The 21941-nt window shown below is 63.8% G+C and carries 21 protein-coding genes; 10 read left to right on the forward strand and 11 right to left on the reverse strand.

The window, feature by feature from the left end:
• The 4 genes from HU750_RS22880 to HU750_RS22895 form a co-directional block, all read left to right on the forward strand.
• Positions 1–379, forward strand: a 379-nt coding sequence (locus HU750_RS22880) for an aromatic-ring-hydroxylating dioxygenase subunit beta (protein ID WP_186682542.1), incomplete at its 5' end; no start/stop codon positions are given.
• A gap of 10 nt (positions 380–389) precedes the next feature.
• Complete coding sequence (locus tag HU750_RS22885) at positions 390–1142, forward strand: SDR family NAD(P)-dependent oxidoreductase (protein WP_186682544.1); 753 nt, start codon at positions 390–392, stop codon at positions 1140–1142.
• Between the two features lie 51 nt (positions 1143–1193).
• Positions 1194–2153 (forward strand): PDR/VanB family oxidoreductase, encoded by a 960-nt coding sequence (locus HU750_RS22890; RefSeq protein WP_186682546.1) that lies wholly within the window; start codon positions 1194–1196, stop codon positions 2151–2153.
• A gap of 11 nt (positions 2154–2164) precedes the next feature.
• Positions 2165–2662: a flavin reductase gene (locus tag HU750_RS22895; protein ID WP_027595331.1), complete on the forward strand. Its 498-nt coding sequence runs from the start codon at positions 2165–2167 to the stop codon at positions 2660–2662.
• Positions 2663–2889: 227 nt separating this feature from the next.
• Here HU750_RS22895 and HU750_RS22900 read toward each other — a convergent pair whose 3' ends face one another.
• A complete protein-coding gene (locus tag HU750_RS22900; protein WP_186682548.1) occupies positions 2890–3369 on the reverse strand; it encodes a MarR family winged helix-turn-helix transcriptional regulator in 480 nt (159 codons plus the stop codon).
• A gap of 174 nt (positions 3370–3543) precedes the next feature.
• Here HU750_RS22900 and HU750_RS22905 point away from each other — a divergent pair, with 174 nt between their 5' ends.
• Positions 3544–4668, forward strand: a complete 1125-nt coding sequence (locus HU750_RS22905; RefSeq protein WP_186682550.1) for an amidase — start codon at positions 3544–3546, stop codon at positions 4666–4668.
• 13 nt (positions 4669–4681) lie between these two features.
• Positions 4682–5194: a nuclear transport factor 2 family protein gene (locus HU750_RS22910; protein ID WP_186682552.1), complete on the forward strand. Its 513-nt coding sequence runs from the start codon at positions 4682–4684 to the stop codon at positions 5192–5194.
• A 42-nt stretch (positions 5195–5236) separates the two neighbouring features.
• Here HU750_RS22910 and HU750_RS22915 read toward each other — a convergent pair whose 3' ends face one another.
• From HU750_RS22915 to HU750_RS22950, 8 genes are all read right to left on the reverse strand, one after another.
• Complete coding sequence (locus tag HU750_RS22915; protein ID WP_186682554.1) at positions 5237–6556, reverse strand: alginate export family protein; 1320 nt, start codon at positions 6554–6556, stop codon at positions 5237–5239.
• Between the two features lie 182 nt (positions 6557–6738).
• On the reverse strand, positions 6739–7137 hold the full coding sequence (locus tag HU750_RS22920) for a c-type cytochrome (RefSeq protein WP_027595336.1): 399 nt from the start codon (positions 7135–7137) through the stop codon (positions 6739–6741).
• 118 nt (positions 7138–7255) lie between these two features.
• Positions 7256–8170, reverse strand: coding sequence for a transcriptional regulator FeaR (feaR, locus tag HU750_RS22925; RefSeq protein ID WP_099429006.1), 915 nt, complete (start codon positions 8168–8170; stop codon positions 7256–7258).
• Positions 8171–8833: 663 nt separating this feature from the next.
• The gene (locus HU750_RS22930) at positions 8834–9352 is read right to left on the reverse strand and encodes a cytochrome C (protein WP_186682556.1); all 519 of its coding nucleotides are present in this window, start codon (positions 9350–9352) and stop codon (positions 8834–8836) included.
• 4 nt (positions 9353–9356) lie between these two features.
• Positions 9357–9878 carry a methylamine dehydrogenase light chain gene (locus HU750_RS22935; protein ID WP_027595339.1) on the reverse strand — a complete coding sequence of 174 codons (522 nt, stop codon included), beginning with the start codon at positions 9876–9878 and terminating at the stop codon, positions 9357–9359.
• 14 nt (positions 9879–9892) lie between these two features.
• Positions 9893–10534, reverse strand: a complete 642-nt coding sequence (mauD, locus tag HU750_RS22940) for a methylamine dehydrogenase accessory protein MauD (RefSeq protein ID WP_186682558.1) — start codon at positions 10532–10534, stop codon at positions 9893–9895.
• A 3-nt stretch (positions 10535–10537) separates the two neighbouring features.
• Positions 10538–11074, reverse strand: coding sequence for a MauE/DoxX family redox-associated membrane protein (locus tag HU750_RS22945; protein WP_186682560.1), 537 nt, complete (start codon positions 11072–11074; stop codon positions 10538–10540).
• 15 nt (positions 11075–11089) lie between these two features.
• The gene (locus tag HU750_RS22950) at positions 11090–12241 is read right to left on the reverse strand and encodes an amine dehydrogenase large subunit (protein ID WP_186682562.1); all 1152 of its coding nucleotides are present in this window, start codon (positions 12239–12241) and stop codon (positions 11090–11092) included.
• A gap of 201 nt (positions 12242–12442) precedes the next feature.
• Between HU750_RS22950 and HU750_RS22955 the strand changes: the two genes are divergently transcribed.
• Both HU750_RS22955 and HU750_RS22960 read left to right on the forward strand, forming a co-directional pair.
• Positions 12443–13930, forward strand: a complete 1488-nt coding sequence (locus HU750_RS22955; RefSeq protein ID WP_186682564.1) for an aldehyde dehydrogenase family protein — start codon at positions 12443–12445, stop codon at positions 13928–13930.
• A 187-nt stretch (positions 13931–14117) separates the two neighbouring features.
• Positions 14118–16217: a putative bifunctional diguanylate cyclase/phosphodiesterase gene (locus HU750_RS22960; RefSeq protein WP_186682566.1), complete on the forward strand. Its 2100-nt coding sequence runs from the start codon at positions 14118–14120 to the stop codon at positions 16215–16217.
• A 131-nt stretch (positions 16218–16348) separates the two neighbouring features.
• Here HU750_RS22960 and HU750_RS22965 read toward each other — a convergent pair whose 3' ends face one another.
• Complete coding sequence (locus HU750_RS22965; protein WP_186682568.1) at positions 16349–17173, reverse strand: aldo/keto reductase; 825 nt, start codon at positions 17171–17173, stop codon at positions 16349–16351.
• A 247-nt stretch (positions 17174–17420) separates the two neighbouring features.
• On the opposite strand from HU750_RS22965, the gene HU750_RS22970 reads away from it, so the two are divergent.
• On the forward strand, positions 17421–18299 hold the full coding sequence (locus HU750_RS22970; protein WP_099453761.1) for a DMT family transporter: 879 nt from the start codon (positions 17421–17423) through the stop codon (positions 18297–18299).
• 12 nt (positions 18300–18311) lie between these two features.
• On the opposite strand, the gene HU750_RS22975 is transcribed toward HU750_RS22970, so the two are convergent.
• A complete protein-coding gene (locus tag HU750_RS22975) occupies positions 18312–19217 on the reverse strand; it encodes a LysR family transcriptional regulator (protein WP_027595347.1) in 906 nt (301 codons plus the stop codon).
• Between the two features lie 435 nt (positions 19218–19652).
• Here HU750_RS22975 and katG point away from each other — a divergent pair, with 435 nt between their 5' ends.
• Positions 19653–21911 carry a catalase/peroxidase HPI gene (katG, locus tag HU750_RS22980; protein ID WP_186682570.1) on the forward strand — a complete coding sequence of 753 codons (2259 nt, stop codon included), beginning with the start codon at positions 19653–19655 and terminating at the stop codon, positions 21909–21911.
• Positions 21912–21941 lie beyond the last annotated feature (30 nt).

The following is a 21941-nucleotide window of genomic DNA, read 5'->3' on the forward strand; positions in this document are numbered from 1 at the left end:
CGAAAAAGGCACGTACATCATCCCCATCGACCCGCGCGAGAGCGACTACGAAAACACCCTCAACTACGCCTACGACGACCACCACATGCGTGGCCTGCGCGTGCAGCGGTTGATCGGCGGCGAGTCGATTTCCACCAGCCCGCAGCCGCGCACCGTGCGCACGATTTCGCGCTTCCGGGTGCTGGGCGACGACGGCGTCAACGTCACCGTGCGCTGCGCGCAGAACGTGCGCGAGTTCCGCAAAGAGAGCCTCAAGCACTACAGCGCCGACCTGACCTACACCCTGGTACGGGCGCAAGGCAGCTTCAAGATCCACCGCAAGGTGATCAGCCTGATCAACAGTGACGATACCCTCGCCGGTATCGGCTACATCCTGTGAGGAACCGACCATGAACCAAGTCGCATTGGTAACCGGCGCCGGCCAGGGCTTGGGCCAGCGCTTCTGCGCGCAACTGCTTGCCGCAGGCTTTGACGTGGTGGTCTCGGACCGTGACCTGGCGCTCGCTCAGGCCAGCGCCGAACAACTGCAGCAAGCCCGGCAAGGGCAGGGCGGCCGTACCCTCGCGGTCAAGCTCGATGTCGCCAGCAAGGCCGATTTCGAGCAGGCGCTGGCCCAGGTGCTGGAGCACTTTGGCGCCCTGCACGTGGTGATCAACAACGCTGCGGTGACCAAGACCACGCCGCTGATGCAGATCAGCCCGGAAGAATTCGACGCCGTGGTTGGCCTGAACCTGCGCAGCGTGTTCCTCGGTTGCCAGGTGTTCGGCGCGTACCTGGCCGAGGCCGGTTACGGGCGGATCATCAACATGGCCTCGCTGGCCGGGCAGAACGGCGGCACCGCGACCGGCGCGCACTACGCGGCGAGCAAGGGCGCGATCGTCACCCTGACCAAGATCTTCGCCAAGGAGTTCGCTGCCCGTGGCGTCACGGTCAACGCCATCGCCCCCGGCCCGATCGATTCGCCGGCGGTGCATGCCGCGGTGCCTGCCGAGCGCCTGCCAGGGCTACTGGCGAACATCCCGGTGCAGCGCCTGGGGGACGCCGGTTTTCTGGGCGACCTGATCGTGCAACTGGCGCGGCCCGAAGCCTACTTCACCACCGGGGCGACCTGGGACGTGAACGGCGGCCTGTTCATGCGTTGATTTTTTTTGCGGGGCGCTGCGCGCCTCCTGTCGTTACACGGGACACCGGCCATGAATGAACAATTGTTGAACGTAGTCGTGCGCAAGCGCGAGATCCAAGGGGCCGACGTGGTCGTCCTCGACCTGGGGCGCGCTGATGGCGGGGCGTTGCCGGCCTTCGAGGCGGGCGCGCATGTCGATATCCACGTCGCGCCCGGCGTGGTGCGCCAGTATTCGCTGTGCAGTGACCCGGCCGATGCTTCGGTGTATCGCCTGGGCGTGCTGAAAGACCCAGCTTCACGCGGCGGCTCGCTGGGCGTGCACGAGACCTTGCTGGAAGGGCGCGAGCTGCAGATCAGTGCGCCGCGCAACCTGTTCCCGCTGGCGCCGCAGGCCAGCCGTTCGATCCTGCTGGGCGGTGGTATCGGCATCACGCCGATGATCGCCATGGCCCATGCCCTGCACCAGCAGGGCGCGGATTTTGAACTGCATTATTGCGGGCGCTCGCGCAGCCGCAGTGCGTTTCTCGAGGCGCTGGCGGCGGCGCCGTTCGCCGCGCGGGTGGTCACTCACTTCGATGATGAAGACCCGGCACAGCGCCTGAACCTAGAGGCGGTGCTGGGCGCTGCCAGCCAGGGCACCCACCTGTACACCTGCGGCCCGTCCGGCTTCATGGACTGGGTGATCGAAGGCGCGCGTCGGCAGGGTTATGCCGAAGACCACATCCACAAGGAGTACTTCCAGGTCGAGGTCGACGCCAGTGGCCAAGGTTTCGAAGTGGTGGCGGCGCGCAGCAACAAGACCGTGCAGGTGGCCGAGGGGCAGACCATCCTCGAAGCGCTTGCCCAGGTTGGCATCAAGATCGACATTTCTTGCGAGCAGGGCGTCTGCGGGACCTGCATGTGCGAAGTGCTCGAAGGCGAGCCGGACCACCGCGATGTGTACCTGACCGATGAAGAAAAAGCCGCGAACGACCAGATCCTGGTGTGCTGCTCGCGGGCCAAGTCCAACAAGCTGGTGCTGGATATCTGAGGAGCATGACCATGGTAGATGTAAGCCAGTTTCGCAATGCAATGGCGCTGCTCGGTGGCGCCGTATCGGTCATCACCACCGATGGCCCCGCAGGCCGTTTCGGTTTTACCGCGTCGGCGGTGTGCAGCGTGACCGACGCGCCGCCCACGTTGTTGGTGTGCATGAACCGCGCCTCGTATTCGAATGAGCAATTCAAGGCCAACGGTGCGCTGTGCGTGAACGTGCTGGCCGGTACCCATCAGGAGCTGTCGGGGGCGTTTGCCAACCGCAACCTGAGCACGGAAGAGCGCTTTGCGACCACGCACTGGACCGTGCTGGAGAGCGGCGCGCCGGTGATGCAGGAGGCGCTGGTCAACTTCGACTGCCGCATTGCCCAGGTGCATGAGGTGGGTTCGCACAGCATTTTCTACTGCGAGATCCAGGACATCCGCCATGGTGGGGCGGACGATGGGCTGGTGTATTTCAACCGCGCCTATCACCGGGTATGCGAGGCCTCGAAGGCGTGCTGAGCAGCTTGCGCTGACCCTGTGTAGGAGCAGCCTTGTGCTGCGAAGAGGCCGGTGAAAGCACCCGCGATGTGTGCTCCCGAAGGCGTGCCGAACAGCTTGCGCGGACCTGTGTAGGAGCAGCCTTGTGCTGCGAAGAGGCCAGTGAAAGTACCGGCGATGTGTGCCGTTTGCGCCGGCCTCTTCGCAGCACAAGGCTGCTCCTACAGGGGGGGGGATTGGGCGTTAAGTTAAAGTGTTTCGAGGTTATGGAACACCACTTCCAGCATCCGGTTCAGGCGCTGCACCTGTGCTTCGGTCAGCCCCTTGAAACTGCGCTGGAATAGTTCGCGCGTCACGTCCTGCATGCGCTCGATGTTCTGCAGGCCGACTTCGGTGATCCGCACCTGGGTCACGCGCCCATCCTCCGGGCTTGGTGCGGTATCGACCAGGCCGTCGTCCTTCATGCGGTAGACGATCTTGGTGATGGTCGACAGCTTGGCGATGGCGTGGGTGGAGATCTCGGAAATGCTCGATTCACCGTTCTCGTTGAGGATCCACAGCACGCGCCAGCGCGGCACGTCGAGGTCGATCTTCTTGAGCAGACGTTCCATGTTCTGGGTGTAGCGGCCATGCACGCGCGCCAGCCAGTAGAAGGGGAAATCTTCCTTGCGAAATTCATCGCTGGCTGGGTCGTGGTGGCTGTGGCCTGTGTTTTTCGAGTTGCTCATCGATTCACTACTTGTGCGGAAATAGTCGCGACATCATAGACGTTTCCGCGCATTTGGCTACCGTAAAGCGGGCGCATAATACTGGAATGTTCAGTTGACATTTCAAGTAATCGGCACGCATTTTATCGGCTGGGCCAAGGCCCGGCATCCATTCTTGAAGAGGGCTGCACAACAATGACAATCATAGTAGAAACCCTTGATCTGGGCGGCACCGGCCCCCGGGTCGTGGTCAAGGACACCATCGATGTCGCCGGTACTGCGACCCGCGCCAGCAGCCAGGCGTTAGAGGATGCGCCGTTGGCCGAGCGGCATGCCGACGTGGTCAGCCAGTTGTTGGCGGCCGGTGCCCGGCTGACCGGCAAGGTTAGCCTGCACGAACTGGCGTTCGGCACGACCGGCATCAACCGCTATACCGGCACGGCCGCCAACCCGCGCTTTCCGGGGCGCATACCCGGTGGCTCGTCCAGCGGCTCGGCAGCTGCGGTGGCCGCGGGCCTGGCGGATTTCAGCCTGGGCACCGACACCGGTGGCTCGGTGCGTGTCCCGGCCTGTTGCTGTGGCGTGTTCGGCCTCAAACCAACGTTTGGCCGGGTAAGCCGTAAAGGCGTGATGCCGGCCCGCACCAGCCTCGACTGCGTGGGCCCGTTCGCCGCGAGCCTGCCGATGCTGGTACGCGCCATGAGCATGATCGACCCCAGTTTCGTCCCCGCCCAGGTACCGGCCAGGGCGCGCATCGGCGTATTGCGGGTGACCGCCGAGGCCGCCATCCACAAGGTGGTGCACGGGGCCCTGAGCGCCAGTGGCTTGCCGTTGGGCAATGTCGAACTCAAACACTTTGGCGCCGCCTATGACGCCGGCATGGTCGTGATCAACCGCGAGACGTTCGAAGGCTGTGGTCACCTTCTGCAAACCGGCAAGGTCGGCAGCGATATCGCCGGGCGCCTGGCGGCAGCGGGGCAGACCACTGACACGGCGCTGGCCGAGGCAGAGGAGGTGCGTCGACGCTTTACTGAAGAAGTCGACCAGGCCCTGGCCAACTTCGATGTCCTGGCCCTGCCGACCATGCCGGACTTCCCACTGCGCCTGGAGGACGCCGCCGATACCCGCGCGGTGCTGGGCATGACCTCGCTGGTGCGGCCGTTCAACCTGTCGGGGCACCCGGCGTTGAGCATTCCGCTAGGCAGCGAGGCCGGTTTGCCGGTTGGCCTGCAACTGGTGGCGGCCAAAGGCGCCGACGAGAAATTGCTGGCAGTGGCCGAGCGCGTGCTGCTGAACCTTTACGCCGGCAACGATCATTGAGGCCACGATTGCGATGACCGATATCCTCGAACTCCAGGCCCGCCTGCGCAGCTTTGAACACCAGCAGGCCATCCGCGTCTGCATCAACCGCTACATGGCATTGTGCGACCAACTGGACGCGCAATCCCCGCTCGATGAATTGGCGCAGCTGTTTTGCCGTGACGCGGTGTGGGAGGGCAAGGGCGCCAAGTACGCCGAGAGCTTTGGCGGCTACCGCGGGCGCGAAGCGATCCGGGCGATGTTCGCCACCTACATGAAGACCCCGGCGCATTTCGCCTTGAATGTGCACTTTCTGACCAGTGAGGTTATCGAGGTGGCCGGTGAGGAAGGGCTGGGGCGCTGGGTGATGTTGCAGACCAGTACCTTTGCCGACGGCGCCTCACACCTCAATGCTGCCCGGCTGACCGTGCGCTTTGCGCTGGAAGAGGGCCAGTGGCGCATGGCGCATTTCCAGACCGAGAACCTGTTCAGCCGACCAGTGACGGCGTGGAACAGCGACGCGCCGTTGCCGGTGCCAGAGCGGTAGTCACGGATGCTGGGGCTGCAAAGCAGCCCCAGTGCCTGCAGCTCAGAAGGTACTGACGAACACCACCTGGCCATACAGGTTGTCGTGGTGGTTGCCCAACTGCGTCCCCCCTTGCTCCACGCTGCGATCCGGCTGATACAACCCCACCAGCGGCACGATCATCAGGTTATCATTGAGGGTCCACTCGGCATAGATATCCAGCTCGCGTCCGTCCACATTGCCCAGGCTGCGATCGATGGTGTCGAAATGGAACCCCATCACGCCAAGGTTCAACGTCGGCGTCGGGCTGACCGTCAGGCCGACCTTCTGCACCCGCGCATTGCTGTTGAATGGCCCGGCATAGTTACCGGCCACTTCACCCTGGAACCAGGTACCCAACCCGCGCCCGAGGCCATAGAACAGCGTGTCGTACTGCTCGGAAAAGCGGCTGTAGCGGTAGCTCAGGTTCGGTTGCCAGGGCAGGTCGGCGAAGGTCCAGCCGGCTTCCAGGTACCAGGCGTCCTCGGTGGCGGTATGGGGTTTGTCCTGTTTGGCGTATTCCCCGGACAAAAACAGGTTTTCTACCCCGGCATTGCCCTGGCCACGCAGGCTGTAAGTCTTCATGCCATCGCGTTCCAGTTGCAGCGGGGAGGCGTACTGCTCGTCGACATGGGTAGTGCCGATATAGGTCAGGCCGACGGTGCCAGCGTCCGCCACGTGCTCAAGGGTGGCCACGTGCAGTTCGGTGTTGGCCTGGGCGCGGTTGTCTGACTGCAGCCACATCAGGTCGCCGCGCCAACCACTGTTGCCGCCCAGGCGCAGCACGGCGGTCTTGTCGAAGCTCTTGCGCGCGGCAAGGTAGTACGCACCGCCCCGGTTGAACTGACCATCGGCAAGGCCATGGCCGACGTTCAGCGAGTCACCCTGAAGCAGAAACCCATCGCCCACGGCGACCATCTGTTTGCCGAACGACAGGTCGATACCGTCCTCGCCCAGGATCGGCACCAGGTTGCCGGACTTCCAGCCCACGTAGGCATCCTCGATCTTGCTGGTGCGTTCGCTGCCATCGCTGAAGCCGGCAGCATCACCGTCGCCCCAGGTCGCTGAGCTGAGCATGGCGAAGGCGCCGTACAGCGAACCGACGCTGCCCAGGGCCTGGTCGGCGCTCAAGCCATACTTGATATAGCCTTCCCGCCACGAGGTGGAGCCGGGTTGGCCGCGGGCGATGGCGTAGCTGCGTTCGCTGTGGAATGCCCCGAACACGGCTTCCACATTGGCGTTCAGATGGCGTTCGGCATCGCTGTACAGCTCGTGCGCGGACGCACTCAGCGAAGCCCCGGCCAGGAGTGCGGCCAAGGTTAGGCGGAACGGGCGGTGGTGCATGGTCTGGCTTCCTTTGTCATGGTTTTGGCAGAAGTTCCGAAGACGTGCCAATGATCATGAAGCAAGCCCAGCCCTGGGCTTTTGCCCTGGCTGCCAGTTGACTTTGGCGGTGTGCCAAGCTGATGGGGCGGGCGTTAAAAACGCAGAAGGCCCCATTGCGGGGCCTTCGTGGGCAAACGTGGTTACTTGAGGCCGGCGAGGAAACACGTCACCGACTGGCGTTCGCCCGCGTCCGGCAACCCTGCATAAGGCATGTAGGTGCCGGGTACTGCCGCCTGTGGCTGGGCAATGAAGGCGCCGATGCTTTGCGCCGTCCAGGCCGCCTGGCGGGTTTTCATGGCCTGAGAGTAATTGGCCCCTGGCACGGTACCGGGGGTACGGCCCACCACGTCGTGCAGGTTGGGGCCCATCATCACTGGGCCATCCTTTTGCGCCGAATGGCACGCCGCGCAGTCGCGCGCAAACACCTGTTCGCCCTGTTGGCGCTGCGGGGCTGCGCAGTCTTCGGCCAGGGCCAGCGGGCTGGCCAGCGCGGCGAGCAGGAAGGGCATTACGAACTTGCTGGATACGACGGTCGACATCACGCACGGTTCCTGGGTAGGGCAGCGCGGGGCTGCTTCTTGTTGGTGTTCTGCTTGATTGTGTGCGAGTACAGGCGGGCGGGTTTTGTTGTGCCTGCCAGGGTGTTTGCTGGGCTTGTCAGTTGGCGTGACGCTTGCGGTACTCGCCTGGGGTCATGCCAAACCGGCCTTTGAATGCGGTGCTGAAATAACTCGAATCGGAAAAACCCCAGGCATACCCCAGCGACGACACCTTCTGATCCATCGACGGATTGCGCAGGCTTTCGGCGCAGAAGTCGAGGCGACGGTTGCGGATGTACTGGGCTATGACCAGGTCGTGCTTGGCGAAGATGCGGTACAGGCTGCGCATGGAGATGCCCACTTCGCGGGCAATGAACTCAGGTGTCAGGCTTTCGCAGGTGATGCGCTGGTCAATCAGTGCCAGGGCCTTGCGGAACATGCGCTCGTGGCTGCCGGGCACCGAGTCCTGGGTGATGGCGGGGCGCAGCAAGGCGATCAGCGCCTCCAGTACCGCCTGGCTTTCGTTGTTGGCCATGTGCTGGGTGCGGCCGGCTTCGAGCATCATCTGGCGGGCCATGCTGGCCAACGGGGTTTGCGCTTCGATGCGTTTGGCGCAGGCCACGCTGACGCCGCGGGTGCCGCTTTCGACCTGAGTGCGCGGCAAAATCAGCGACAACTGGCGCGAGCGCTGGTGGAAGTGCATGTCCAGCGGGGCACTGGCGTCGATCAGTGTGAGGTCGCCGGGCCGCAGTTCGATGCGTGCATCCTGGTGCTCGATATGCGAGGTGCCGGCCATCTGCAAGACGGCATAGTAGTTGTCGGCACCGCTGGCGCGTATTTCCCGCGGGCCGCGGAACAGGTTGACGTGGGTCATGTCGACGATGCTCATGGAAATCTGGCCTACCTGGCACTTTTCGAGCTGGCCGACGAAGCCTGCGTCGAGCTTGCGGGCGTTGAAGTGGCCGCAGGCATCGTTGACTTGGCTGAGCCAGGCCTGGAAGTGATCGTCGGTAACACGGGTTGCTGGTGTCATGGGGGCCTCGCACGGTAGGACGTGGAACGGTTCGCTTGAGCGAACTCTTGGAGGGGTGCCTTAAAGCATTATAATTCACTTGAATTTTCAAGCAAAAATCGGGCCTGAGAGGGGGTGGTGTAGCAGGGGGTATTTGCTAGTGCATTGTTTTAATTGGGATGAATTTTTTTTGTGATGAGGGTGTTGGCAGTGGTAGTGGTGTGATTAGTGCGCTGGAATGCGCTGGGATGTAGCCAATTGATACAGGTTTGTTTCCAGATGTTGCACTTTGGCAGGGTGGGTGAGGGCGACGAGGTGCCTGCCTCAGGTTGTGAAGGTGGGGCGTAGATCGAGCGCCGCCCGCGCGGCGCTTCGCGGGGCAAGCCCGCTCCCACATCTGTTTCGGGCCAGTGCAGCCTGTGATATTTGCGCGCGACCGCCTTGTTGGTCCACCTCGATATTGAGGTGGGCGCTAAGGGGCCGCGCGCCCATGGAACAGGAATGACTGGCCCGAAACAGATGTGGGAGCGGGCTTGCCCCGCGAAGCGCCGCGCGGGCGGCGCTCGATCTCACAGGCGCCGAAAATCCTGCGACGAACACCCCCAACCCCCCCCAAAAAAACCACCCGACAACCAAAAAAAAGCCCGCTGACAGGGCGGGCTGAAGGCACAACGCTTGCGTGATTCAGTGGCCAAGCCCATCGCTGATGGGAATGCCCTTGGCCTGCATCGCTTCGATCAACCCGGCGCGCACATGCGGCAGGTTGAGCATGCTGTTCTGACGTACCCGATGCACTTCCTCGCCGCTGTACGGCGGCCATTGCTCGGGTGAGCTGTTGCCGGCCATCCCATCCCGCGCCAGCAGCCAATTAAGCAAATCGGCAATCTGCTGATCATTAAGCGCCGACTGGGAAATCCCCGGCACCCGCACCAGAAACTCGCGCCCGCCCGGTACCCGCAGGAAGTTGCCGACAAACCCCTGCATGCGCGGCGTGTCGTTGGCCGCCGAGCCTTCGCCGTTGTCGCGGTGGCAGCCGGCGCATTGCAACTGATAATTCACCGGCACCGAGTAACCGGCCTGGGCAATCGGCACCGGTGGCACCTCGTTGCCCGACGCCGGGCGCTGGTTGGGGTTGGGCAGGGTCCTGGCCTGGGCGACAGGCGCCAGCAGGCACAGGATCAACACCGCGGTCAGGGCCTTCACGGCGCTAGACCGCCACACCGCGGATGATGGTAACGGTGCAGTTGTAGATCTTCGACTCAGCCCCGAGGCACCAGTTGATGTCGTTGTTGTTGAACGGGCGATACAAGGGTTGTTCATCGTCGTTGCGCGAGCAGGCGCACTGGCCGCACGCGTGCTTACCGCAGCAGTCGTTGTACGAGATGATGTAGTTCTTGCCATCGGCCGGGTTGCGGCAGGTGCCGATCCAGGTCACCAGCGAGGCATCGGTGCCGGGCGGGCAGGAGGTAATCGAACCGCCGCAGCACGAGCACAGGAAGCCGTCGATCGAGCAGTTGCGCCAATAGTCACAGCTGGTCGGGTCACCTGGGTCGCCCATTTTCGGCTGCTCGGCGGCCAGCGCCTTGGCGGTGCGGTCGATCGGCAACAGCACCGGCAGGGCCGCGCCGGCGACGATCAGCGAGCCCAGGCGCGCCAGCACCTTGCGCCGTGAGGTGGTGTCGGCGACATGACGGCTGGAGCGTTCAAACAGTTTGTCGAGAAAACTCATGGTGTGCTCCGCGATCAGTGTTGCGCGCTGTGTGGGTGGGCATGGTCATGGTCGTGAGCATGGCCGTGCGCGTGGTTGCCGTGCAGGTACTGCTGCAGGCTCGCGCTGCCCAGGTGCACGGTCTCGAACAGGCTGTCGAGGTGCTCGCGGGAGTTGACCAGGCCCTTGGCGCGCAGGGTGCCGGCCTGGTCGATCAACACGGCGTACGGCAGCTTCCCAATCTGGTAGGTCATGCCGATCTCGGGGCCGACCACATAGGTGGCTTGCTGCAAGTCGTTGGCGTCGATCAGGGCCTGCTGTTCGGCAAAATCACCGTCGCTGACATAGATCACGTCCAGCTCGCCGCTGTTGTCCTTGGCAATCGACTTGACCGCCGGCAGCAGCGATTTGCACACCGGGCAGCCGGGCGCGAGGAAGAACAGAAGTTGCGAGCGTTCGCTGCGGTAGCCGATGTTTACCGGGCGGCCATGACGGTCGGCGGCGGTGACCTGTGGGGCGGGGTCGTTGACCGTCACGCCTTTGTCTACCATCAGCGCACCGGCAGGCGCGATGCGGCCATGCAGCACGCCGATCTGGCGCACCAGGGCCATGACCGTGAACGCCACCGCGATCAGCAGCAGCCAGAGCAAAATGTTCGATGCGATAAGCAGTTGCATGGGTTATCTCCCAGTCAATTTGGCAAGACGCGGCTGGTTGGCCAGCAGGCCATCCACCGCCACATGAATCAGCAGCGCCACGGCACTGGCCGCAATCACCACGAAAATATCCAGGGCACCGAGTGCACGCTCGGCCATGGGCAGCGCCGCCAGGCCGGCCAACAGGGCGATCACCAGGTTGCGCAGCAACAGCACTGGGCGCAGTGGCTGGGCAGCGCCGGGGCCTGAACAGCCGCAATCGATGTCGCGGCGGCCACGCCACAGGTTGATGCCGATGGCGCTGGCATACAGCGCCATCAACAGCACCACCGCCAACGCCGCGCTGGCTCGCCCACCGGGTAGCAGCAAGGCCAGCGCCAGAGCCAGTTCGGCCAGTGCAAGGCTTGCCGTGGCTACCGGTGCCAGGGGTGCTGGCAGCAGTTGGTAGTCGCGCACGATGGCGCTGAACGCGCGCAGGTCACGTAGCTTGTGGCTGGCGGCACTGGCCAGCAGCGTCGCCAAAGCGGTACTGCTGGCAATCACGAGAACAGGGTCGAGCATGGTCGGGTCTCCTGTTTACCAAGGGGCCAAGGTGAGCACGGGCGTGTCGGCGATCTGGTCCATGGCACCGCTGTGCTTGCCGGTGGCCAGGTCGAAGAACTGCACGCCGCCTTCCAGGTCAGTGGCCACCAGAATGGGCGCCTTGTCATGGCTGGCCTGCAGGCTCCAGACCGGCTTGGGCGAGTCGAGCGTGCCGAGCTTCTTGCCCGTCTTCAGGTCGAACGCCCAGATGGTGGTGCTCGGGTCTTCCCATTTGCCATCGGTGTGCTGGTCATGCATCAGCGCATACAGCCGGTTCAGGCCTGGCGCCAAGGCCAGGGCTTGCCAGCCACCCGGCGCCCAGCCTTGCTTGCGTTCCTCGTCGCTGACCAGCGACCAGGTGGGCTGCGGCTTGGCCTTGCCCCCTTCGAAACTCACCGGGTACACCTCGCCATGGGTGGTGGTGAAATAGTAGGTGTCGCCGTTGGCGATGGCGCGCTCGTTGAGGCGGACCTTGTTCGGGTCGAAGAACGGCGTCTGGGTGCGCGAGACTTCCTTGCCGTCATCATCCAGTGTCACCACCAGCAGTTGGCCGTCACCGCACAGTGACGCGAAGCTGCGCTTGCCGACTGGGTAGTTGAGTACGCAGCCGCTGATGGCGACTTCGCTGGCGACCGCGTGCGTCTGAGTATTGACCACGGTCACCGATGTCGACGGCGTCAGGTTGAAGACATATGCCAGCTTGCTGTCGGCGCTGACGCCCATCGCGTACTTCTCGGTGAGCGTGGAGGCGCGCTTGGCGGGCAGTACCACTTCCCATTGCGGGCGCAGGGTCTGGGTGTCCCACGCCACCAGTACGTCGGTGCGTTCGCCGTAGGTGCCACGCGAGTAGAACAGGTTGGCCGAGTACAGGGTGCGGTTGTCTGGGCTCAGCGCCGTTGGGGCGACGAAGGCGTTGGTGGTCATGCCGAGCATGCGCTTGGCCTTGGGGTCGACCACCACCACCTTGCCGGCGATGGGGTTCTTGAAGTCCACATCGAGGATGTAGACACGGTGAGGGTCCGGCGGGAACGGCAGTTTGGTCTGGCCGATCTCTTCGGCGGGCAGGTCGGCCCGCACCGCGCTTGTGCTCGCGGCCAGGGCCAAGGCCAGGGCTGCCGAGATGCTAAGCCTGTCTACGCGACGCATTGGCTATCTCCGATGTTGTTATGGGTTATGCAGATATCGCAGTGATCGCAGTGTGCCGCCTGGGCCGGCGTGGTGATTTGGCCAGCGTGACATTCTCTTGAGGCTCCCTGACAAAACGCCGGTCGGGGCTGGCAGGCGGGTAGGCGGGGGCCTGAAGATCGGCCCGCACACACTTTTGCGCTGCCTTCCAGGAGTCATGTCATGAGCGATATCCAACTGTTACCTGCCGTGGTCGAGTTCCTCGCCAGGCCCCATGGCCATTTCATCGAGGGCCAATACCAGGCGGGTGAGGCGGGGCCGTCAGTCGATATCCACGACCCCTCCAGCGGCACGGTCATCAGCCGGGTTGCCGAGGCCAGCGAGGTGGAAGTAGCACGTGCGGTGCACAGCGCCCGGCAGGCCTTCAAGGGCAGTTGGGCTGAGGTTTCCCCCTATCAGAAAGGCGTGGTGCTCAACCGCTTGGCTGACCTGATCGAGGCCAATGCCGAAGAGCTGGCACAGCTCGAGACCCTGTGTTCCGGCAAGTCGATCAACCTCTCGCGGGGGTTGGAGATCGCTCAAAGTGTAGTCTTCCTGCGTTATTTCGCGGGTTGGGCGACCAAGATCACTGGGCAGACCATGACCCCGTCGCTGCCTTCATTCGGTGGCGAGCGCTACACCGCCTTTACCCTGCGTGAGCCGGTGGGCGTGGTCGCGGGGATCGTGCCGTGGAATTTCTCGGTGATGATCGGTATCTGGAAGATCGCCTCTGCCTTGGTCACCGGTTGCACCATCGTGATCAAACCCAGCGAATTCACGCCGCTGACGCTGCTGCGCATCGCCGAACTGGCGGTCGAGGCAGGGGTGCCGGCGGGGGCGTTCAACGTGGTTAATGGGCGCGGGCAGGCGGGCCAGCTGTTGATCGAGCACCCGCTCGTGGCCAAGGTCGCGTTCACAGGCTCGGTGCCGACCGGTATCGCCGTCGGCAAGGCTGCGATGGCGGCCAACCTGACCCGCGCCACGCTGGAGCTGGGGGGCAAGAACCCGGCAGCCTTGCTGGCCGATGTGGACGTGGACGGCGCCGTGGCAGGCATCCTGCAGACGGCCTTCGTGCACCAGGGGCAAGTGTGCGCATCGCCGGAGCGGGTGTATGTGCACCGCAGCAAGGTTCAGGAATTTACCCGCAAGCTGGGTGAAGCGCTGGGGCAGTTGAAGATTGGTTCGGCGCTGGACCCCGACGCCCAGTTCGGCCCTTTGGCCAATGCTGCGCACCTGCAGAAGATTCTCGGCTTCTTCGAGCGTGCCCGGGCCAGCAACACGGTGGTCTGTGGGGCGAAGGCGCTTGATCGGCCGGGCTACTTCGTCGAGCCTACGGTGGTGCTGGCCAATGACCCCAGTGACCCGTTGCTGCACGAGGAAACTTTCGGCCCGATCGTCTGTGTGCTGCCGTTCGACGATGAAGAGCAGTTGCTGGCGTTGATGAACGATAGCCCCTATGGCCTGACCGCCAGCCTGTGGACCAACGACCTGTCCAAGGCGCTGCGGCTGATCCCGCAGATCGAAGCGGGCACGGTGTGGGTCAACATGCACACCTTCCTCGACCCGGCGGTGCCGTTTGGTGGGTCGAAGGCATCCGGGGTAGGGCGTGAGTTTGGCAGTGCGTTCATCGAGGATTACACCGAACTGAAATCGGTGATGATCAGGTACTGATGAAGGGTGAGGGGCCAGGCACGTCCCCGCCTTCAGCCCTTCGTACGGCAAAGGACAGTGCAGCAAAATTCTGTGAACCACTTCACAAAATACGAGTGACCGGCATAATGCCATCACTTCTGTACAAGACCCGGTTGCGCAGCGCCGGGGTTCCTTTTCGTGGCCGTCGAAGGTTCAGGTTAATTTCATGTCGCTAGTCGCAAGCCCCGACATCATGTATCGGCTGTTGATCCAGAGCGTGGTGGACTATGCCATCTACCTGCTCACCCCCGAAGGCATTGTTGCCAACTGGAACCCCGGCGCCCAGCGGGCCAAGGGGTACCTTGCCGACGAGATCGTCGGCCAGCATTACTCGTTGTTCTACAGCGAAGCCGAACGGGCTGCCGGGCTGCCCGCGCACAACCTTGAACAGGCGCGTTGCACGGGGCGCTTCGAAGAGGTGGGTGTGCGGCTGCGCAAGGATGGCTCGGCCTTCCATGCGCATGTGGTGATCGACGCGGTGCATGACGATGACGGCCGCCTGGTGGGGTTCGCCAAGGTCACCCGCGACATCTCCGAACGCCACCAGCAGGAGCTGGAGCTGCTCAAAGCCAAGGAACTGGCCGAACAGTACAGCCAAGAGATGGCCAAGCTGTCGCAGTTTCTCGACTCGGTCATTGCCAACATCCCGGCCAGTGTCATGGTTCAGGACCTGGAGAGCCAGCGCATCCTGCTGGCCAACCAGCAGGCCGAACGCCTTTTTGGTGTGCCGGGTTCAAGCATGATCGGGCAACTGCCTGCCCAAAGCCTGGCGCCGGCTGCAGCCGATTACCTGGAGCAACAGCTCGCTCGCGGGGCACGCAGCACCAAGGGCTATGCCGCCGAAACCCGGGTCGACACCCAGTGCGGGCCACGCACCCTGCGCAGCCGTACGCTGCTCAGCCAGCACCGCGAGGGCCAGGCCGACTATGTGCTGTTCGTGGCCGAAGATGCCACTGAAGAGTTGGCGGCCCACGCGCAGATCCACCATATGGCGCACCACGATGCCCTCACCGGGCTGCCCAACCGCACGCTGTTCCATGAGCGTTTGCGCCAAGCCTTGGTACGCGGTGATGAGAACGCCAAGCTGACCGCTGCCCTGTGCCTGGACCTGGACAACTTCAAGAACATCAACGATTCGTTAGGTCACGCGTTCGGCGACAAGCTGCTGCGTGAGCTGGGCAAGCGCTTGCGCCGCGAACTGCGCGAGCACGACACGTTGGCCCGCCTGGGCGGTGACGAGTTTGCCATCGTGCTCACGGGGCTGGATGGCCGTGATGCCGCGTGCAATACCGCGCAGCGCCTGATCAATGCCATTTGCCCGCCGTTTCAGATCGAGGGGCATCAGTTCACGGTGGGTGTGAGTATCGGCGTGGCGATCGCCCCCGACGACAATGACCAGGCCGAGCAACTGCTGGGCTATGCCGACATGGCGTTGTACGAAGCCAAGCGCAATGGACGCAACCGGTACGAGTGCTTCAATGTCGAGCTGGATGTCGCCGCCCGCCAACGCCGCCTGGTGGAAACCGACCTGCGTACGGCGCTGCACCTTGGTCAACTGCAGTTGCACTACCAGCCGGTGGTCGATCAGCAGACCAGCAGTGTGACGGGGTATGAGGCGTTGTTGCGCTGGGAGCACCCGACCCGCGGCATGGTCATGCCCATGGACTTCATCCCCATCGCCGAAGAGACCGGGCTGATTCACGAGCTCGGCATCCGCGCGCTGAACCTGGCGTGCCAGGAAGCGGCCAGCTGGGACAGCGAACAGACAGTGTCGGTCAACCTGTCCCCGGTGCAGTTCAAGAATGCCAACCTGGTCCATACCGTGGCTTTGGCCCTGTCTGATTCGGGCTTGCCGGCGCGGCGCCTGGAGCTGGAGATCACCGAGTCGGTGTTGCTGGGTAACAGTGAAGAGAACGTGCGCACCTTGCGGGCGCTGAAAGACCTGGGTGTGTCGATTTCGCTGGACGACTTCGGTACCGGGTATTCGTCGCTGGGGTACTTGCGTTCGTTCCCGTTCGACCGGATCAAGATCGACAAGTCGTTCGTGCATGACATGTGCGACAGCCGCGAAGCCATGTCGATCATCCGCGCCATTACCGACCTGTCCAACAGCCTGATGATCAAGACCACGGCCGAGGGTGTGGAGTCAGAAGAGCAGATGCGGCGCCTGGCGGCAGAGGGGTGCTCGCACTTCCAGGGCTACCTGTATGGGCGGCCTGTGCCGGCGAGTGAGCGGTTGAAGCAGGTGGCGTTGCTGTGGGGCTAGGTGCGCGGGGGCCGCTGCGCGCCCCATCGCCGGCAAGCCGGCTCCCACAGGTACAGCGTTGATCGCGAGGTGCGCGCAATTTGTGGGAGCCGGCTTGCCGGCGATGGGGCGCACAGCGGCCCCGGTCATGCTCAGCTATTCCAGTCAGGCGCAAAGTCGGGGCTGACCACGCGCTGATCCTTCGGCAAACCCGCAATCAACGCCCGGTCTTCATCATCCAGCCGCACGTCCAGCGCCGCCAAATTCGCCATCTGGTTCTCGCGGCTGCTGGCCTTGGGGATCACCGCGACGCCGTCCTGGTCAAGCAACCACTTCAGTGCCACCTGGCTCGGCAGGACGCCATGCTTGCGGGCGATCGCCTGGATCACCTCTTGTTGCGCCGCCTGCCCGCGTGCCAGCGGGGTGTAGGCCGTGAGCAGCAAGTCGTGGCGGCGCGCATAGTCGAGCAACGGCTGCTGGTCGAGCAGCACGTGGTACTCCACCTGAATGGCCGACAACGGCGCGCCCAGCGTCTCGACCACTTGGCGCAGCAGGCCAAGCGGGAAGTTGGCGACACCAATGCTGCGCGCCTTGCCTTCGTCACGCAGGGCTACCAGGGTCTCGATGCTGCGGGCCAAGTCCCAGTCCTTGCCCGGCCAGTGGATGTGGAACAGGTCGACCTGCTCGGTGCCCAGCACGCGCAGGCTGTCTTCCAGCGACTGACGCATGGCTTTGGGGTCCAGGCGGTCCCACCAGACCTTGGTGGTCAGGTGGATCTGCTCGCGTGGCACGTCGCTCTCGCGCAGGGCTTGGCCCACGGCCGCTTCATTGTTGTAGGCGGTGGCGGTGTCGATGTGTCGGTAACCCAGGTCCAGGGCCTGGCGCACGGCCTGGGTGCACTCGCTGCCGGTCATCGGCCAGGTGCCCAGGCCGATGCAGGGCAGGTCCAGGCCGTTAGGGGTGGTGAGCCTTCGCATGACAGTTCCTTGTAGTGGTTACAGAGTCCGTAGGGAATGGTCTTCGATCAGCCCGGCGCGGACCATGCGCGGCGGGGCGAAAGTGGTCGATCAGCGAACGGAAATTGCGTTTGGCCTGGACAAGCGCTAATTGAACTTCCTTATGCTCGTCTATCTCTTCTAGAATTCGAGCTGTTTCATCCGCCAGGCCAGCCCTGTGCGGCTTTCCCTGGGCGCAGCATCCGGCCGCGCCGCCGTCGAGAACGCCATGAGTTCCAGAACACCGCTGTCCGGAGTCAACCAACCGCTGCGTGGTATCGCCCTGGTGGTGGTGGCGACGTTCCTGTTCGCCAGCCACGATGCCCTGTCCAAGTTCCTCGGTGGCCTGTACCCGATCATCATGGTGGTGTGGGCGCGTTATGTGGTGCACACCCTGCTGATGGCCGGGATCTTCCTGCCCAAGTCTGGCCTCAATGTACTGCGCACCCGTCGCCCGTTGTTGCAGACCCTGCGTGCCCTGAGCCTGCTCAGCACCAGCCTGCTGTTCACCACCGGCCTGCAATACCTGCCGCTGGCGGAGGCCACGGCGGTCAACTTCCTCGCGCCCGTGCTGGTCACGGCCTTGTCGGCACCCCTGCTCAAGGAGCGGGTGACGGTGGGGCAGTGGGTGGCGGTGGTGATGGGCTTTATCGGGGTACTGGTGGTGGTGCACCCCGGGGGTGCGATGTTCACGCCGGCGATCCTGTACCCCTTCGGCTCGGCGCTGGGCTTCTGCTTCTATCAGTTGCTGACGCGGATTCTGGCTGCCCATGACAGCCCCACCACCAGCAACTTCTATGCAGGGCTGTGCAACACCCTGGCGATGAGTGCACTGGTGCCGTTTTTCTGGGAGGTGCCGCGCTGGGACCACGCGCTGTTGATGCTGGCGCTGGGTGGTTTCGGCATGACGGCCCACCTGCTGCTGACCCAGGCGTTTCGCCATGCCGCACCGGCGCTGCTGGCGCCGTTCAGCTACTGCCAGATCGTGTTTGCCGGGCTGCTTGGGCTGCTGTTTTACAGCCAGGTGCCAGACAGCCTGAGCCTGGTGGGGATCTCGATCATCTGCATCAGTGGCCTGGGCGCGGCGTGGATGCAGCGGAGCAAGTGACACGGCCTGGGTTCATGGCGAGGCCATGAACTGCAGGATCCGCTCGCGCAACCAGCGCTCGGCCGGGTCGTTGTCCTGGGCGCCACTCCAGACCATCGACAGTTCTGCCTCGGTGATTTCGAAGGGCGCTGGGTCGGCGCGCAAGCTGCCGTCATCGGCCAGGGCGCAGGCGGCGTAGTCCGGTACTGTGGCGATCAGTTCGGTGTTGCGCAGCAGCGCGCGCAGGCTGCCGAACTGCGGCACGGCCAGCACCACCTTGCGGCAACGGCCGATACGCGCCAGGTCCAGGTCGATGTTGCCGCTCATGTCGCCAGAAAACGACACCATCACATGCGGGCGGGCGCAGTACTCGTCAAGGGTCAGTGGCCCCGGTCGATCGTCGGCACGCAGCACGCGCACGCCAATGTCGCGCAACTTGCGGCGCTTGGCATTGGCCGGCAGGTCGGTGGTGTAGCTCACGCCCACCGAAATCTCGCCGCTGGAGAGCAGGCCTGGCATCAACAGGAAGTTGGCCCGCCGCACCACCACGCTGATTTCGGGTGCCTCTTCGCGCAAGGCTTGAAGCAGGGCAGGGAGCAGGCCGAACTCGGCGTCGTCCGAAAGCCCGAGGCGGAATACGTTGCAGCTGTTGGCGGGGTCGAACGCCCGCGCACGGCTGATGGCGGAAGAAATCACATCCATGGCCGGCCCCAGCTCGGTGAAAATCTGCATCGCCCGTGGCGTGGGCTCCATGGCCCGACCGTTGCGGATCAGCAGCGGGTCGTCGAACAGCTCGCGCAGGCGGGCGAGGGCGGCGCTGACGGTGGACTGGGTGATGAACAGTTTTTCGCCGACGCGGGTCAGGTTGCGTTCGATCATCAGGGCTTCGAACAGCACCAGCAGGTTCATGTCGACGCGGCGCAGGTCGTTGCGGTTCATGGGGCTTGGCTCACGGGGTTTAGGGAATTGACGGTGTATTGAAGCACGGCGCAGGCCCGCTTGCCTTGTATGGATGTGCCGGCCTCTTCGCGGGGCAAGCCCGCGAATCTACCTGTGGGAGCGGGCTTGCCCCGCGAAAAGGCCCGCACGGCAAAACGCTGACAGAGCCAGCCTATTACCCCGTAATACTCGCTCTATTAGAAGTCTGCCCAAGCTCGGCTAGTCTTTCCCCTGGCCCTGTGAATTCCGCGGCCGGGGCGTGCCTGAGCACTTGTGTTCAAGACTGTGCCGCCCGGTCGTGACAGCTTCGCTAGCCCCGTGTCGGCAAGACACCGACCAGACCTGATGAGGGGTAGGCACGAGCCCAAGCGCTCGGCTGATAGAACACCTGGCATAGACCGGAAATCTGGATAACCGACCCAAAGGTACCCACAGATGTCGAACGAATCGAAATGCCCGTTCCATCAAACCGCAGGTGGCGGCACCACCAACCGTGACTGGTGGCCTGACCAGCTCAACCTGAGAATCCTTCACCAACATACCGCCAAATCCGATCCGATGGACCCGGATTTCGACTACGCCAACGCCTTCAAGAGCCTCGATTTCCAGGCCCTGAAGCAAGACCTGACGGCCCTGATGACCGACTCCCAGGACTGGTGGCCCGCCGACTTCGGCCACTACGGCCCGCTGTTCATCCGTATGGCCTGGCACAGCGCCGGGACCTACCGCATTGGCGATGGCCGCGGTGGCGCCGGTTCCGGTCAGCAGCGGTTCGCCCCGCTCAACAGCTGGCCGGATAACGTCAGCCTGGACAAGGCCCGGCGCCTGCTGTGGCCGATCAAGCAGAAGTACGGCAACAAGATTTCCTGGGCTGACCTGATCGTCCTCACCGGTAACGTCGCGCTGGAGTCCATGGGCTTCAAGACCTTTGGTTTCTCTGGCGGGCGTGCCGATGTGTGGGAGCCGGATGAAGACGTGTACTGGGGCTCGGAAAAGGTCTGGCTGGGCGGCGATACCCGCTACGGCAAGGAGCAGGTCAAGGCACAGGAACCCGGCCAGGGTGACCTGGTGGCCGAACCCGCCAAGCACGGCGAAGAACAGAGCCGCAACCTGCAGGCCGAGCGCAACCTGGAAAACCCGCTGGCCGCCGTGCAGATGGGCCTGATCTACGTCAACCCGGAGGGCCCGGAAGGCAACCCCGACCCGGTCGCCTCGGGCAAAGACATCCGCGAAACCTTCGGCCGCATGGCCATGAATGATGAAGAGACCGTGGCGCTGATCGCCGGGGGCCATGCGTTCGGCAAGACCCATGGCGCAGGCCCCGCCGACAATGTGGGGGCCGAGCCCGAGGCTGCGGGCCTGGAGATGCAGGGCCTGGGTTGGGCCAACAAATTCGGCTCCGGTAAAGGCCCCGACACCATCACCAGCGGTCTGGAAGTGACCTGGACCTCAACCCCGACCAAATGGAGCAACGAGTACCTCAACAACCTGTTCAATTTCGAGTGGGAGCTGACCAAGAGCCCGGCCGGTGCGCACCAGTGGCGGCCGAAGGAAGGCAAAGGCGCAGGCACCGTGCCGGATGCCCATGACCCCAGCAAAACCCATGCGCCGTCCATGCTCACCTCCGACCTGGCGCTGCGCTTCGACCCGATCTACGAGCCGATCGCCCGCCGCTTCAAGGACAACCCCGACCAATTGGCGGACGCCTTTGCCCGTGCCTGGTACAAGCTGATCCACCGCGACATGGGCCCGCTGGCGCGCTATCTCGGGCCAGAAATGCCCAACGAGGAATTGCTGTGGCAAGACCCGCTGCCTAAAGCCGACCCGGTATCGTTGGGCGAGCAGGATGTCGCTGCGCTCAAGGCCAAGATTCTGGCTTCAGGCTTGAGCGTGGGCGAGTTGGTATCGACTGCTTGGGCCTCAGCCTCGACCTTCCGTGGGTCCGACAAGCGCGGTGGTGCCAACGGTGCACGCTTGCGTCTGGCACCGCAGAAAGACTGGGCTGCGAACCAGGGCGTAGGCAAGGTCTTGGCAGCGCTGGAGAAGATCCAGAGCGAGTTCAACAACGGTGGCAAGAAGGTCTCCCTGGCCGACCTGATCGTGCTGGCAGGTACCGCCGCCGTCGAGAAGGCTGCCAAGGATGCGGGTTACAGTGGCAGCGTCAGCTTCCGCCCCGGCCGCGTCGATGCCTCCCAGGAACAGACCGATGTCGAGTCGTTCGCCGTGCTGGAACCGCTGGCCGATGGCTTCCGCAACTTCACCAAGGACCGCTACAGCGTCAAGGCCGAGAAACTGCTGCTGGACAAGGCCCAACTGCTGACACTGACGGCGCCCGAGCTGACGGCGCTGATCGGCGGCCTGCGCGTGCTGGGTGCCAACCATGGCGGCAACAAGGACGGGGTGTTCACCGACAAGCCGGGTACGTTGAGCAACGACTTCTTCCGCAACCTGCTGGACATGGGCGTGGAGTGGACGCCGACGTCAGCCGACAACGAGCGCTTTGAAGGCCGGGACCGCAAGACCGGGCAGGTTAAATGGACGGGCAGCCGTGTTGACCTGGTGTTCGGTTCGCATGCCCAGTTGCGGGCGTTGAGCGAGGTGTATGGCAGCAGCGATGGCAAGGACAGGTTTGTGAAGGCCTTCGTTGCGGCTTGGGTAAAAGTCATGGAGCTGGACCGCTTTGATCTGAAATAAAGCGTGCCTGAAACCCCACAGCCTGTGTAG

Source organism: Pseudomonas sp. SWRI50 (assembly GCF_014269095.1).
Taxonomy (GTDB): Bacteria; Pseudomonadota; Gammaproteobacteria; order Pseudomonadales; family Pseudomonadaceae; genus Aquipseudomonas; species Aquipseudomonas kermanshahensis.